This window comes from Bradyrhizobium sp. SSBR45G (assembly GCF_030159255.1).
GTDB lineage: Bacteria > Pseudomonadota > Alphaproteobacteria > Rhizobiales > Xanthobacteraceae > Bradyrhizobium.
The window spans coordinates 107,511-120,996 of record NZ_BSCT01000011.1 but is presented as its reverse complement, the minus strand read 5'-3'; the positions used below and the strand labels follow the sequence as shown (position 1 = coordinate 120,996).

The window sequence follows — 13,486 nt, the reverse complement described above, 5'->3', positions numbered from 1 at the left end:
AACCTGCAGCGACTGTCTCGGAACCCCACCCTCATGGTGAGGAGCGACGCGCCAACTCTGCCAATTCAAGGTAAGGTCGTCGCTCGCGGCGCGTCTCGAACCATGGGGCCCCAGCTAGGCCTCGCCCTTCGAGACGCCCGCTTGTGGTGGGCTCCTCAGGGTGAGGAGGGAAAGTTGCTGTGCGGTCGCAGGATTGGGCCTACACGACCCCCATCGTCGAAAAGCTGGAGGCCTTGTGGCCAAGCTCTGCAGCGTCACGGAGATCGCTCACCATCTATCGGATGCGCGACGCTCCACGCCGCGTCGTCTGATCCGCCAAGCGCCGACCACCAGCTATGTCCTCGCGTGGGTCCCCCGTCCGCTGACGCCGATGGTCGACGAGGGCATTCGTGCCATTCCCGAGGAGTGCGTCGAATGGATCGACGAGCGCCGGCCGCATCTGATCGAGGCGCTGGCGGCGCGGGGACGACAAGCCGGGGATGTGATGTGTCGGAGCGCAATGAATAATCACGTTAGGCCGCCATCATGAAGTGACAGCAGCGCATCGACGTAGTGCTTGTAGCTGATTGAAAGGTCCGCGCTGACTGGGCGCTCACGATGGACGTCTACAACTTGGCGGAGTGCGTCCAATCGGCCGAGTCTGATCAGGAGAATCGGCAGATACATGATGAATGCATGGGATGCCCTTTTTTCCTCGACGGCTGCGTGCCACAGAGCCTCGATGTTGGTGTGCGCCTGGATGTAAGGATATCCGCACGTGCGGATGCAGTGAACGATGTCGTCCGCAACGCTTGGCTCCAACGCCTCGCCGCGATAAGTCCACGAAATCCTTTCCCGACTGTCCGCATCCTGTTCGGCCAACTGCTGCAGGTTGATCATGATCAGTGGTGGCCCGCTCTTGCCGTATCGCCATGGAGCCCCCAATCGTTTCAGCGCTTCGCTGCTGGTCTTCAAGAATTCGTCGTTGAACAGGCCGACGACCGGACCCAGGCTATACCGTCCAGAGTCGATGCCGATCCATCCTCGCCAAGCGTCGCTCCACGATTTGACATGGATCCCGCGAGAGGGCTGCCGAAAGCCATCCTCGGAGAGCGACTCGGAAATGCGTTTCGATATCTCCTGTGAGGGGGTCATGCATCTCTCTTGGCTGATTCATTCGTGACCTTATCTTGCGGCCCCCTCAGCAGAACTTTCGCGAATTCTACGCCCGCCCATATCCCCAGAAGGCCGCCGAGGCCGACGCCGACCAGAACGCCCAGGAGCGCCAGGATGCTCCAGTCGTTGTGAATGCCGCCTCGCGCGAAACTGAGGGCGAAGAAGCCGAGCGCCAGCGCTGCGTAGCCGAGAATGGCCGCGCCAAGCGCGCCGCCCACCAGGGCTGCGACGGCAATGAATGACGCTCGCATCGCTGTTCCCACCGACAATCCTTGCAGCAGCACCGGAGCAAAAGTATCTCACCAACTGTCGGGACCGGCCAGCCTGCATCGTCCTTCGAGCACACCTGCTGCACGTGCAGCGAGCCGTCCAATCAAGCCAGGAGCAATATCCATGCGGATCACCGTCGAAACCACCGTCGCAGCCCCGATCGATCAGGTCTGGCGCGCCTATACGACGCCTGCCGACATCGTGGCATGGAACGCCGCGTCGGACGACTGGCATACGACCAAGGCCACGGTCGACCTGCGCGAGGGCGGGGCGTTCTCGTCGCGGATGGAGGCCAAGGACGGCAGCATGGGCTTCGACTTCGCCGGCACCTACACGAAGATCGTCGAACATCAGCTGATCGAATACGCCTTCGGCGACCGCAAGGCCGAGGTCCACTTCGAGCCCGGCCCGAACGGCGTCGTCGTGCGCGTGGTGTTCGATGCGGAAACGACCCATTCGGTCGAGCAGCAGCAGGGCGGCTGGCAGGCGATTCTCGACAGCTTTGCCCGGCATGTGCAGGCGAAGAAGGCGTCGTGACGGCGGGGGCCGAAGCCCGGCAGGCGCCGCAAGCGGGGCCTGAATCTTCCGCTTGACAAATTCCGAAAATCAGCAATTATGCATGCATCCTGTCCTTTTCGCAGAGGGGCGTACGCGTCGTCACGAACGTCGGGGCAGGGATGCGGTGGCCGTGGCGGGGTCGGTAGACGACCGGCGTCGGCACGGACGGAGAAGTCGTGTGGTCCTGGCCTCTCGACGCTGAGGTCAAGTTCGTGGTCGTTGCTTGACGGCACGCGCGGATGACGGGGGCAAGAACGCCGATCCCCGGGGAGAGCACGAAGGACACCGTTCCAACCATCGCGCAGGGAAGACCGGAATGCACCGGTCGTACCTGTGGTTCCTGCCCCGTGCACTTTCTCCCGCACGGGGGCCATGGGTTGCGGCCAGCACCCGGTCTTCCCTGCGCCCTCTGTTTTGATGAGGGTGACGTGGTTCTCAGCACTCGGGCGTCAGGCGCCGCGAGGTTGCGGCCGCATGTCCCCAGCTGTTTGAGATGTGAAATCGATTCATCCTCACGTCGTCCACCGACGCGGCCGCTTTGCTCCGCTGTCGTCCCGGACAAGCCGTGACGCGCAGGCGCGTCGCGGCGCCGATCCGGGACCCATACTCCGCGGCGGATGTGGCTTGGCGGGGTCTAGCGACGCGCCTGCCCCAAGCGACGCCTGTGGTTATGGATCCCGGCGTTCGCCGGGATGACGGCGGTGGTTGTGGTGGGCGCACACTGCATCACCGGCGTCATTGCGAGCGAAGCGAAGCAATCCAGGATCTTTCTGCGGAGACAGTCTGGATTGCTTCGTCGCTTCGCTCCTCGCAATGACGGAGTTGGAGTGGGCGGTGTGCCCCAACAACGGCGCGAGGTGGATGTGAGACAGTGCTGCAGTCTGCCGCAAACCCTACGACGACAACCTCATATCCAGCAGCCTTCGGCCCTCGCCGCGCAGCAGCTTCTTCACCGCGCTCGAGGCGACGACCTCGCCGTCATTGGCGTAGGCCTCGTGATTCTTCTCGATGTCCTCGAGGCGATACAAGTAGTTCACCATCACGGTGGCGGATTCGCGCTGGCCCTTGGACGAGAGATCGCCGAGCCAGTTGATGCGCTCGAGCCTTGCGCCGTTGCCGAGATGGAAGCGGGCGACGGGGTCGATCAGCTTGCCCTTGGGCGTGCGGGCCTTCAGGAAGTAGTGCGCGGCGAGCGGCTCGATCACGGCGCGCAGGTCGGCCGTGATCGTTGCATCTTCGATCCAGCGCGGCTCGTTCAGAAGCTTGAGCACGTTGCGATCGTCCTCGGTCGCGTCAGGCGTGGACTTCAACCAGTTCATGAAGCCCGGCACTGGCGACAAGGTGACGAAGGTGTCGAGCTTCGGCAGCTCGCGGCGGAGCTCCTCGACCACCTGCTTGATCAGGAAGTTGCCGAACGAGATGCCGCCGAGGCCACGCTGGGTGTTGGAGATCGAATAGAACACGGCGGTGCGGGCGCGGTCGGCCGGCACCGGCGGGCGGTCGACGGCGAGCAGCGGCGCGATCGCGCCGGGGATCGTCTCGGTCAGCGCGATCTCGACGAAGATCAGCGGCGCATCGGGCATCGCCGGATGGAAGAACGCGTAGCAGCGGCGGTCGACCGGATCGATGCGGCGGCGCAGATCGTCCCAGTCATGGATCTCGTGCACCGCCTCGTAGCGGATGATCTGCTCAAGGATGTTGGCCGGCGTCGACCAGTCGATCTTGCGCAGCACGAGAAACCCCCTGTTGAACCACGAACTCAAGAGATGCACGACGTCGCGATCGAGCGCTGCGAGTTCCGGATTCGCCTTCAGGAGATCCTGGAGGTCGGTGCGCATCGCGACCAGCTCGGGCGTGCCGCCGGGCGCCCGGTTGAGGCGGCGGATCAGCTCCTGCCGCCGCGGCTCGGAGGCGAAATGCAGCGCGCTCGCGCCTTCGTCCGACGGCGCTGCGCGCCAGTCCTCGATCGCCTTGGCGAGCCTGGCCTTGTCGGGTCCGAAATCATGCACCAGCGCGGTGAAGAACGCCTTGCGGCCCTCGGCATCGAGATCGTGATAGCCGTCGAGCACGTCGCGGGCCATCGCCGTGCCAGAGGCCTCGCCGGCGCCGGAGACCAGCGCCTCGCACAGCGCCGTCAGACTCGTCGCATCATGCTTGTCGACAGGCGCGCCACCGCCGCGCAGCAGCGTTCGGCCGCGCTCGGAAATCGTCGTGATCAGGTCGGTGAAAAAGGCGTTGGCCATCTGCTGTCAGTCGAATCCGGAAGGGGCATATTGGTGGCGATGTTACATGGATTTATGGCAAAGGTGGCCACATTCGACCATAACAAATCGTCAACGCCGCCGTCGCGGCGCGCATGCGCCCAAGGTGATCCGGCGTCAGGCGACGGTCTGCTCGGCGAAGTCCGTCGGTGTCCGGCCGGTGACCTGGCGGAACGCATGCGAGAACGCCGGCACGCTGGCATAGCCGAGATCGGCGGCGAGCTGCTTGACCGAGAGCTGACGGTCGGTGGACAGCCGCTCGATCGCGGCGGCGATGCGGGCGCGCTGGCACCACGCCTTGAAGCTGAGCCGCGTTTCCGCGGCAAACAGCCGCGACAAAGTGCGGGCAGAGCTGCCGACCTTGCCCGCCAGGGTCGCCAGATCCTGCTCGCTCGCGGGAGAGGCGAGGACGAGCTGGGCCGCGCGGCGTGCGCGCGGGTCCTGCGGCAGCGGGATGAAGGTCGAGGAATCCTCGGCCCGGCGCAGCTCCAGCAGCGCCAGCCGGATCAGCAGCGCGGTGCGTTCCGCGCCACGATCGGCTGCGAACAGCGCCAGGATCGCCTGATGCAGCAGCGGCGACACCTGCACCACGAACTCGCGGTCGAGCCGAAGTCCGCGCGTCTCCCGCGTCAGCCAGTCGAGCTCGAAATACAGCGTGCGCATCTGGCTGTCGGCCAGCATGTCGATGGCATGGCCGTGGCGCGCCGGAACCCAGACGGCGCGATCCGGCGGCACCAGCCAGCGGCCGCGGGGCGTCGTCACCTGCATCGTGCCGGCGGAGGCGTAGATCAGCTGCGACTCGCGGTGCATGTGCGGATCGAGCCGGGCGCCCTTGTGATAGGTGCGCGCGATCAGATGCACGCCGGGCTCGGCCGTCACGCGGTCGGCGCCAAGCGCCTTCAATGGCGTGTCCACGATGGTCATTGGCGCCTTCTCGTCAGGGCAAGCCAGTATAACCGATTTGTCCGGGAATCCAGGAGTGCTCATGAACAGCCCCCGCCGCGTGATCGGCTTCGTCAACGCCGCCCACTTCATCGACCATTATGCGATGCTGATCTTCGCGGCCGCGGTCATCATCATGGGGCCGGCGCTCGGCATGGCCTATGCGGACCTGCTGCCCTATGCCACGCCGGGCTTCATCGCCTTCGGCGCCGGCTCGCTCGCGACCGGCTGGCTCGGCGACCGCTGGAGCCGGCGGCACATGATGCTGATCTTCTACCTCGGTATCGGCCTGTCGATGATCTCGGTCGGCTTCGTGCAGACGCCGTGGCAGCTCGGCGCGGCGCTGCTGTCGATCGGCCTGTTCGCCTCGATCTATCACCCGGTGGGGACGGCGATGCTGGTGTCCTATGCCGACCGGCTCGGCCGCGACATGGGGCTGAACGGCGTGTTCGGCAATCTCGGCGTCGCCTCCTCGGCGCTGGTCACCGGCGTGGTCGGGCAATATCTCGGCTGGCGCTTCGCCTTCATCGTGCCGGGCGTGGTCACGCTCGGCATCGGCGTGGTGTTCGCGCTGGCCGTGGTGCATGAGGACCGCCGCGGATCGAAGCAGGCGGCGGCGCAGGCCCGCGTCGCGCGCGACCAGATGTGGCGCGTGGTGCTGGCGCTGGTGCTGGTGGTGATCGCGATCTCCACCACGTTCAACGCGATCACCGTGGCGCTGCCGAAGCTGTTCGCGGAGCGGCTGGCGGGGCTGACGCAGAGCCCGGCGCTGCTCGGCGTGATCGCCGCGGGCGTCTACGCGTTCGGCGCGATGACGCAGTACACGATCGGGCGATTGCTGGATCGCCACACGCTGAAGGCCGTGGCGCTGCCGCTGTCGCTGGTGCTGGCGCCGCTGCTGTACCTCGCCGCCGACGCAAGCGACTGGGCGCTGATCCTGGCGTCGATCGGCATCGTGATGGGCGCGTTCGGGCAGGTGACGGTCAACGACGCCATGGTCGGCAAATACACCGCGGAGGAGTGGCGCTCGCGCGCTTACGCGGTGCGCTATTTCGTCGGCTTCACCGCGGCCGGCGCCTCGGTCGGCCTGGTCGCCTGGCTGTATGAGCGCGGCGGCTTCGCGACCATGCTGCAGGCCTTCGCTGCGCTCGCTTTGGTCGCGATCATCGCCGCGCTGATCCTGCCGCCGGAGCTGCCGGCGCTGCGGCCCGTGTTGCGGGAGGCGCCGGCGGAGTGAGGAGGCATGTTGCGTCGTCGCGGCGTGATACGACATCGGCGGCGGGCAGGCGTGCTGCTCTGCAGCGCGGCTGCGCCCTTGCATCGGCCGGCGTGCGCGCCATGATGTCCGCCAACGCAACGGGGAGGGGACGATGGGCCAGTGGCGCAGGCTGCGGGCGGCGGCGCTGGCCGTCGTGGGAACCATGATCGCAGCATCGGGCCTCAGTGCCGCCGAGTTGAAGGACGAGATCGCCCCCACCGGCAGGCTGCGTGTCGCAATCGCGATCAGCCCGGCGGGCGGAGCGTTCTGGTCGATCAGGACCGAGAGCGGCTATGCCGGCGTTCCCGTCGATCTCGGCCGTGCGATGGCCGACAAGCTCGGCGTGCCCGTCGACTACGTCGTGCACCAGAACTCCGGCCAGATCACCGACGCCGCCGCCAAGGGCACCTGGGACGTCACCTTCCTGCCCAGAGATCCCGAGCGTGAGGCGAAGATGGCGTTTGGCCCGATCTACGAGGTTGCGGACGCAACCTACATTGTCAAGGCAGGCTCGACCGTGACCAGCTTCGCTGCGCTCGATCAGGCCGGCGTCAAGATCGCGGCCGTCAACAACACCACGACCATGCGCGGCGCGATCGCGCATCTGAAGAATGCCACTGTGACTGGCTATCAGACCTATGACGAGATCTTCGGCCTGCTGCAGCGGGGTGAGATCGACGCCTTCGCGCTGTCGCGCGACCAGCTCAATGCGATGGCGAAGAAGCTGCCGGGCACGCGGGTGCTCGACGAGACCTTCAAGAAGACGGTGACGGCAGTCGCGGTGCCGCTCGGCCACCCGCAGGCGCTGGCCTTCGTCACCGCGTTCATGACCGAGGCCGCCAGCAACGGCCTGCTGCGCAAGGCCTATGACGACAACGGACTGAAGGAGACCCCGCTACGGACCCCGTAGATCATTCGGCTGGCTGGGCAACGATCGCCTTGCCTTTGCGTGCCGCGCGCCAATTCTCGAACCGCTGCACGACGACGAAGAACGCCGGCACGAACAGCACGGCGAGGCAGGTCGAGGCCAGCATGCCGGAGAACACGGTGATGCCGATCGACTTGCGCGCGCTGGCGCCAGCGCCGGTCGCCAGCACCAGCGGCACGACGCCGAGGATGAAGGCGAACGACGTCATCAGGATCGGCCGGAACCGCGACCGCGCCGCTTCGATCGCGGATTCGAGCAGCGGCCTGCCGTCGCGGCCATGCAGCTCGAGCCCGACCTCGACGATCAGGATCGCGTTCTTGGCAGATAGCGCGATGAGGAGGATCAGCCCGATCTGGACATACAGATTGTTGTCGATCTTGAGCGCGGTGAGCACAGCCATCGGCCCGAGCAACGACAAGGGAACGGCGAGGATGACCGAGATCGGCGCGTACCAGCTCTCATACTGGCCGGCGAGCACGAGGTAGACGAGCAGTAGCGCAAGACCGAAAGTGAGATAGATCTGATTGGAGACCACCTTCTCCTGATACGACATCGCCGTCCATTCGTAGCCCGCGCCGGGCGGCAAGGTCGCTTGCGCGATCTCCTCCATCAGCTTCAGCGACTGGCCGGAGGAATAGCCCTGCGCCGGCAGGCCGACGATCGTGGCGGAGGGGTAGAGGTTGTAGAGACTGATCAGCGACGGCCCGACCGAGGGCTTGACCGTCGCGACCGTGCCGAGCGGGATCATGTCGCCGCTCTGGTTGCGCACCATCAGGCTCTCGATCTGCCGCGCGGTCAGCCGGGCACTCGCATCGGCCTGGACATAGACCTGGAACACGCGGCCGAACTTGTTGAACTGGTTGACGTAGGAGGCGCCGAGGTAGGACGACAGCGCCGCGAACACCTGGTCGGTCGTGACGTGCAAGGTCTGCGTCTTGACGCGGTCGATCTCGACGTCGAATTGCGGCACCATCGCCCGGAACGGCGACGACACCCGCTGCAGCGCGCTCTGGCTCTGCGCGCCGGCCACGACCGCCGATGTCATCGCCTGCAGCTTGGCGTAGTCGCTGTTGCCGTCGCGCAGCTCGATCTGCATCGCAAAGCCCGCGGCATTGCCGATGCCCTGGATCGGCGGCGGCGGCAGCACCAATGTGCGCGCCTCCATGACGGCCGCCATCTTGTCGTTGAGCCCGTAGACCAGCGAGCGCAGATCCTCGCCTTTGCCGCGGGAGTCCCAGTCCTTGAGGATGATGTAGGCGACGCCGGCATTGGCGAGGCTGGCGCTGTTGTCGAGTGCGGAGATGCCGGCGATGGTGATGACCTGGGCAACGCCTCGCGTGGCCTTGGCGATGTCGCCGACCTTGTCGAGCGCCTTCTGGGTGCGTTCGAGCGCGGCGCCGTCGGGCAGTTGCACGGCCGCGATCAGGTAGCCCTGATCCTCGATCGGCAGGAAGCCGGTCGGCACCCGCGACAGTCCGTAGCCGCCGACCGCAATCAGGACAAGCGCGACCATCACCGAGGCGGTGCTGTGCCGGACGAGCCGGCCGATCAGCGCGGCGTAGCGCCGCTCCAGCCGTGCGTAGAGATTGTTGAAGATGCGGTAGATGACGTTCCGTTGCTCTAGTGGCACCGGCGGCCGCAGCCACAATGCGCATTGGGTCGGCTTCAAGGTCGCTGCGTTGACCGCCGAGAGCAGGGCGGTCGCGGCGATGACCAGCGCGAACTGGGCGTAGATGCGTCCCGTGAGCCCGGGCAGGAAGGCGGCGGGCAGGAACACGGCGATCAGCACCAGGGTGATGCCGACGATCGGTGCGAACAGCTGGTCCATGGCGCGGATCGCCGCGTCATGGCCGGTCATGCCGCGCTCGATGTTGTGCGCGGCGCCCTCGACCACCACGATGGCGTCGTCGACCACGATGCCGATCGCCAGCACGATCGCGAACAGGGTCGACAGGTTGATGGTGAAGCCGAGCGCCGCCATCGCCGCGAAGGCGCCGATGATCGTCACCGGCACCGTCGTGGTCGGCACCAGCATCGCGCGCCAGTCCTGCAGGAAGATCAGGATCACGACCAGCACCAGCACGCCGGCCTCGATCAGGGTCTTGTAGACCTCGTGGATCGAGGCGTTGACGAACTTGGTGGTGTCGAACGGCGTGTCGTATTGGATGCCCTGCGGAAAGCTCTTGGCCAGCTGCGCCATCTTCTTCTCGACGGCCTGCTCGACCTCCAGCGCGTTCGCGCCTGGCGACTGGAACACGCCGATGCCGACGGCGGGCTGGCCGTTCAGCGAGAACATTTGGCCATAGGTCTGCGCGCCGAGCTCGACCGAGCCGACGTCGCGGACGCGGGTGACTTCGCCATTGCTGCCGGTCTTGACGATGATGTCCTCGAATTGCCTGGTGTCGTCGAGCCGGCCGGCGACGTTCAAGGTGTATTGAAACGCCTGGCCCGCTGGCGTCGGTGGCGCGCCGATCTGTCCGGCGGCGACCTGCTGGCTCTGTTGCTGGATCGCCTGGATGACGTCCTGCGGCACCAGATTGCGCACCTGCAGCTTGCTCGGATCAAGCCAGATCCGCATCGAATATTGACCGGCGCCGAACACAGTGACGTTGCCGACGCCCGGCAGCCGCGCCAACTCATCCTTCAGGTTGATCGTCGCGAAATTGCTGAGATACAGGCTGTCATATTTGGCGTCGGGCGAGGTCAGGGTCACGAACAGCAGGATCGATGTCGAGCGCTTCTGCACCGTGACGCCCTGGTTCTGCACCGCCTGCGGCAGCTGGGCCAGCGCGCTGGAGACGCGGTTCTGCACCAGCACCTGCGCGAAGTTCAGATCGGTACCGATCTTGAACGTCACCGTCAGCGAATAGCTGCCGTCGGCGCCGCTGTAGGACTGCATGTACAGCATGCCCTCGACGCCGTTGACCTGCTGCTCGATCGGCAGCGCGACGGTGTCGATGACCGTCTTGGCGCTGGCGCCGGGATAGCGCGTGGTCACCTGGACGGTCGGCGGCACCACGTCGGGATATTGCGCGATGGCGAGATTGACCAGCGCGACCGCACCGATCAGCATCATCAGGATCGCGATGACGTTGGAGAGGACGGGCCGCTCGATGAAGAATTTGGAAATCATCATCCGCTCCTATTTGCTGGCGGACGCTGGCGGCTCGATCGTCTTGAGCTGCGGATCGACCTTCTGCCCGGGGATGGCGCGCAGCAGGCCCGCCACGACGACACGATCATCCGCTTTCAGGCCGCCGTCGATCACGCGCAGGCCACCGTCGATCGGCCCGACCTTGACCTTGCGCTGCTCGACCAAATTGTCGCCGCCGACAACCAGCACGTAGCGCCCGCTCTGGTCGCTGCCGAGCGCGGTGTCCGGCAACAGCAGTGCGGCTTCCGTGCGGTCAACGGGTATGCGGATGCGCGCGAAATAGCCGGGCAGCAGCATATGATCACTGTTCGGCACGAGCCCGCGTACGGCGAGCGTGCCAGTCGACGCGTTGACGGTCGGCGCGGCGTAGTCGAGCTTGCCCTGATGCGGATAGCCCTCCTCGGTCTGCAGTCCGATCTCGATCGGAAACTGCTTGAGGTCGGACGACGTCATGCCGCGCCGCCGCGCCTCGGCGCGGATGCGCAGCACGTCCTGCTCGTTGACGGTGAAATTGACGTAGACCGGATCGAGCGCCACGATCATCGCGAGCTGGGTCGGCGACGCCACGCCGACGAGTTCGCCGACCGAGACCTGGTGGGCGCTGACCACGCCGTCGAACGGCGCCGTGACTTTGGTGTAGCCGTAGTTGACCTTGGCGATCCTGGTGTTGACCTGCGCCTGCTGCAGATTGGCCTGGGCGTTGTCGCGGGTCGTGCCCGCATTGTCGAGCGCGACCTGCGAGGCGGCCTGGCGCGCGACCAGGTCGGACTGCCGCTTGTAGTCGGCCTCGGCCTGCTTCAACGAGGCCTGAGCGCCGGTCTCGGCGGCCTGCGCCTGCTCGAGCTTCAGCCGATAGGTCTCGGGCTCGATTGTGAACAGGGTCGCGCCTTCCTTGACCGTGTCACCGTCCTTGTAGTCGATCGACTGCAGGAAGCCCTGCACACGCGCCACGAGATCGACGCTCTTCACCGGCGCGGTATTGCCGGTGGCTTCCAGATAGCGCGTCACCGCGCGCTGCAGCGGCTGGACGACCTCGACCTTCGGTGGAGGCGGTGGCTGGTAGCTGTTCTGTTCGCAGCTCGCGAGCAGAACAGCCGTGGTCCCGGCGAGTATTGCTGCGGATCCGTGCCGCCGTGAGGGGGCAGAGCACGACGTCGACGGCAAGGATCCCGAGCGCGGCTGTCGGGGTGAGCAGGTCGGCACCATTCCGCTTTCCGTATGCAATGACTACCGGGACAATGACAGTAGCGAACAACAAACAAAAACGACGGCATCTCAATAACAACAATCGTGCGGCGGAGGAACACGAATGCGCCGGTTCGGCATGAAGAAATCTGCGGTTTACGCAGATGCACCCAAAAATTCCCACTTGCCAGGCGAGGGCCGGCGTCGCAGCCTGCGCGACATTTCTGCGCAGGCGCTGCTGGATGAGCTTTGCTCGACCAGGAGCGCTGAATCGTTCGCGCTTATACTGACAAGCCCTTGTCGGTCGCCGCGGCTTGCTGCGTGGCGACAACAGATTGAGATTCAACATCATTGAGGATCGACCATGATCAATCGCTACCTACGCACTCTTTTGCTCGTGGCTGCCGGGACCGGCTTCGCCGCAACGCAGGCGCCGGCGCAGACCGATGCGCAGCGCAATGCGATCAAGTCGGCCTGCCGGTCGGACTACATGTCGAAATGTTCGAGCGTCCCACCGGGCGGTGCACCGGCGTTCCAGTGCCTGCAGAAGAACATGGCGAGCCTCTCGTCGTCCTGTCAGACGGCGGTGAGGGCGCTCGAGCCTGCGGCGGACCCAAAGCCCGCGGCTGAGACCAAGCCGGCTTCCGCGCCGGCGGTCGCCGCCAAGCCGCCGGCAGCGCCCGCTCCGCCGGCAGCCGCCGAGGCCCCCAAGCCCGCCGTCGAGGCGCCGAAGGCTGCAGCGCAGCCGGTGGCGCCTGCTGCGCCGCCGCAGGCCGCCGCCAAGACTGAGCCGGTGAAGCCGCCGGCATCGTCCGCGGCAAAGCCGGCCGCCAAGCCGAGCGAAGCGGAGGTGGCCGCGATCCGGAGCGCGTGCGGCTCCGACTATCGCAAGGTGTGCAGCAGTGTGCCGCCGGGCGGCGCGGCGGCGCTGCAATGCCTGGAGCAGAACAAGACGAAGGTGTCTGCATCCTGCGCCAAGGCGATCGCGGCTGCGAGCGGTGACGGCGCGGCTGTGGCCGCCGCGCCATCGACCCCCGCAACGACGGCTGCCGTGCCGGCGACAGCGGCCGCGAGTCCTCCGGCCGCTCCCGCCATGGTGCTGCGTCCGCTGCGGCCCCTGGAGGAGTTGCGCATCGTCAGGGCCGCCTGCGGGCCCGATGCGCGTGCGTTCTGCAGCAGCGTCGAGCCGGGCGGCGGCCGGGTTGCGCAATGCCTCGCCGCCAATGCCGGCTCACTGTCCACGGCCTGCAAGAGCATGCTCGCCTCGTTTGCCGCGAACTAGTGACGCGGCCCTCATCGATCGCTTCACGTCGGCGCTCAACTTTCGATCCACCCAAATTGTCACAGTTGTCAGGCCGCGGGGACCGCGGCAAATTTCAGACAGGGTGGATATTTCACTAATCAATGATCACCATCGGGAGTTCGATATGCGCAGCATTTTCTCACGTATGATTATCTCGACCTTGTGCGGGCTGTTCGGCCTCGCTCTGATGCCGTTCATCGCGGTATCCGACGCCAACGCCGTGGTCTGCGCGCGCGGTGTCGTCCGCGCCGGCTGTGCCGGCGCGGCCGGCGCCGTCGTCGTGCGCAGGCCGCCGGTGGCTGCCGCGACCGCGGCGTGCCGGACCGTTCTGGTCAATGGTGTCTGGGTCCGGCGCTGCGTTTAAGGCGAGCTTAATCGGTTTTCGGTATCGAGTTATTCGAAATGGTAATTGCGACGCGTAAGTTTTGCGCGTCGCATTCCGCTTTGCGCAGGCAAGGTAAGCTGTATTTAA

Annotated in this window: 12 protein-coding genes; 6 read left to right on the top strand and 6 right to left on the bottom strand. The window is 66.0% G+C overall.

Annotation, left to right across the window (positions count from 1 at the left end):
- Nucleotides 1-235 precede the first annotated feature (235 nt).
- Nucleotides 236-529: a hypothetical protein gene (locus QQL87_RS15900; protein ID WP_284419763.1), complete on the top strand. Its 294-nt coding sequence runs from the start codon at nt 236-238 to the stop codon at nt 527-529.
- Here the strand turns inward: QQL87_RS15900 and QQL87_RS15895 are convergent.
- Together QQL87_RS15895 and QQL87_RS15890 are read right to left on the bottom strand one after the other, a co-directional pair.
- Nucleotides 508-1,134: a hypothetical protein gene (locus tag QQL87_RS15895; RefSeq protein WP_284419764.1), complete on the bottom strand. Its 627-nt coding sequence runs from the start codon at nt 1,132-1,134 to the stop codon at nt 508-510. The genes QQL87_RS15900 and QQL87_RS15895 overlap by 22 nt on opposite strands.
- On the bottom strand, nt 1,131-1,439 hold the full coding sequence (locus QQL87_RS15890; protein ID WP_284419765.1) for a hypothetical protein: 309 nt from the start codon (nt 1,437-1,439) through the stop codon (nt 1,131-1,133). The genes QQL87_RS15895 and QQL87_RS15890 overlap by 4 nt, the downstream gene beginning before the upstream one ends.
- Nucleotides 1,440-1,548: 109 nt before the next feature.
- Between QQL87_RS15890 and QQL87_RS15885 the strand changes: the two genes are divergently transcribed.
- Nucleotides 1,549-1,962: an SRPBCC family protein gene (locus tag QQL87_RS15885; protein WP_284419766.1), complete on the top strand. Its 414-nt coding sequence runs from the start codon at nt 1,549-1,551 to the stop codon at nt 1,960-1,962.
- A 914-nt stretch (nt 1,963-2,876) separates the two neighbouring features.
- Here QQL87_RS15885 and QQL87_RS15880 read toward each other — a convergent pair.
- Nucleotides 2,877-4,226, bottom strand: coding sequence for a malonyl-CoA decarboxylase (locus QQL87_RS15880; RefSeq protein ID WP_284419768.1), 1,350 nt, complete (start codon nt 4,224-4,226; stop codon nt 2,877-2,879).
- A 135-nt stretch (nt 4,227-4,361) separates the two neighbouring features.
- Nucleotides 4,362-5,168: an AraC family transcriptional regulator gene (locus QQL87_RS15875; protein ID WP_284419769.1), complete on the bottom strand. Its 807-nt coding sequence runs from the start codon at nt 5,166-5,168 to the stop codon at nt 4,362-4,364.
- 61 nt (nt 5,169-5,229) lie between these two features.
- On the opposite strand from QQL87_RS15875, the gene QQL87_RS15870 reads away from it, so the two are divergent.
- Nucleotides 5,230-6,423, top strand: coding sequence for an MFS transporter (locus QQL87_RS15870; protein WP_284419771.1), 1,194 nt, complete (start codon nt 5,230-5,232; stop codon nt 6,421-6,423).
- Nucleotides 6,424-6,556: 133 nt separating this feature from the next.
- Nucleotides 6,557-7,354: a transporter substrate-binding domain-containing protein gene (locus QQL87_RS15865; RefSeq protein ID WP_284419772.1), complete on the top strand. Its 798-nt coding sequence runs from the start codon at nt 6,557-6,559 to the stop codon at nt 7,352-7,354.
- 1 nt (nt 7,355) lies between these two features.
- On the opposite strand, the gene QQL87_RS15860 is transcribed toward QQL87_RS15865, so the two are convergent.
- Entirely contained in the window at nt 7,356-10,505 is a 3,150-nt protein-coding gene (locus tag QQL87_RS15860; protein ID WP_284419773.1) for an efflux RND transporter permease subunit, read from the bottom strand.
- 9 nt (nt 10,506-10,514) lie between these two features.
- Nucleotides 10,515-11,732, bottom strand: a complete 1,218-nt coding sequence (locus QQL87_RS15855; RefSeq protein WP_284419774.1) for an efflux RND transporter periplasmic adaptor subunit — start codon at nt 11,730-11,732, stop codon at nt 10,515-10,517.
- Between the two features lie 343 nt (nt 11,733-12,075).
- On the opposite strand from QQL87_RS15855, the gene QQL87_RS15850 reads away from it, so the two are divergent.
- Nucleotides 12,076-12,993: a cysteine rich repeat-containing protein gene (locus QQL87_RS15850; RefSeq protein ID WP_284419775.1), complete on the top strand. Its 918-nt coding sequence runs from the start codon at nt 12,076-12,078 to the stop codon at nt 12,991-12,993.
- A gap of 145 nt (nt 12,994-13,138) precedes the next feature.
- Nucleotides 13,139-13,378 (top strand): hypothetical protein, encoded by a 240-nt coding sequence (locus tag QQL87_RS15845; RefSeq protein WP_284419776.1) that lies wholly within the window; start codon nt 13,139-13,141, stop codon nt 13,376-13,378.
- Nucleotides 13,379-13,486 lie beyond the last annotated feature (108 nt).

Bases quoted from the DNA above. Each gene is read 5' to 3' on its own strand.
- QQL87_RS15895 (WP_284419764.1), bottom strand. From the start codon at position 1,134: ATGACCCCCTCACAGGAGATATCGAAACGCATTTCCGAGTCGCTCTCC.
- QQL87_RS15885 (WP_284419766.1), top strand. From the start codon at position 1,549: ATGCGGATCACCGTCGAAACCACCGTCGCAGCCCCGATCGATCAGGTC.
- QQL87_RS15880 (WP_284419768.1), bottom strand. From the start codon at position 4,226: ATGGCCAACGCCTTTTTCACCGACCTGATCACGACGATTTCCGAGCGC.
- QQL87_RS15875 (WP_284419769.1), bottom strand. From the start codon at position 5,168: ATGACCATCGTGGACACGCCATTGAAGGCGCTTGGCGCCGACCGCGTG.
- QQL87_RS15870 (WP_284419771.1), top strand. From the start codon at position 5,230: ATGAACAGCCCCCGCCGCGTGATCGGCTTCGTCAACGCCGCCCACTTC.
- QQL87_RS15865 (WP_284419772.1), top strand. From the start codon at position 6,557: ATGGGCCAGTGGCGCAGGCTGCGGGCGGCGGCGCTGGCCGTCGTGGGA.
- QQL87_RS15860 (WP_284419773.1), bottom strand. From the start codon at position 10,505: ATGATTTCCAAATTCTTCATCGAGCGGCCCGTCCTCTCCAACGTCATC.
- QQL87_RS15855 (WP_284419774.1), bottom strand. From the start codon at position 11,732: ATGGTGCCGACCTGCTCACCCCGACAGCCGCGCTCGGGATCCTTGCCG.
- QQL87_RS15850 (WP_284419775.1), top strand. From the start codon at position 12,076: ATGATCAATCGCTACCTACGCACTCTTTTGCTCGTGGCTGCCGGGACC.
- QQL87_RS15845 (WP_284419776.1), top strand. From the start codon at position 13,139: ATGCGCAGCATTTTCTCACGTATGATTATCTCGACCTTGTGCGGGCTG.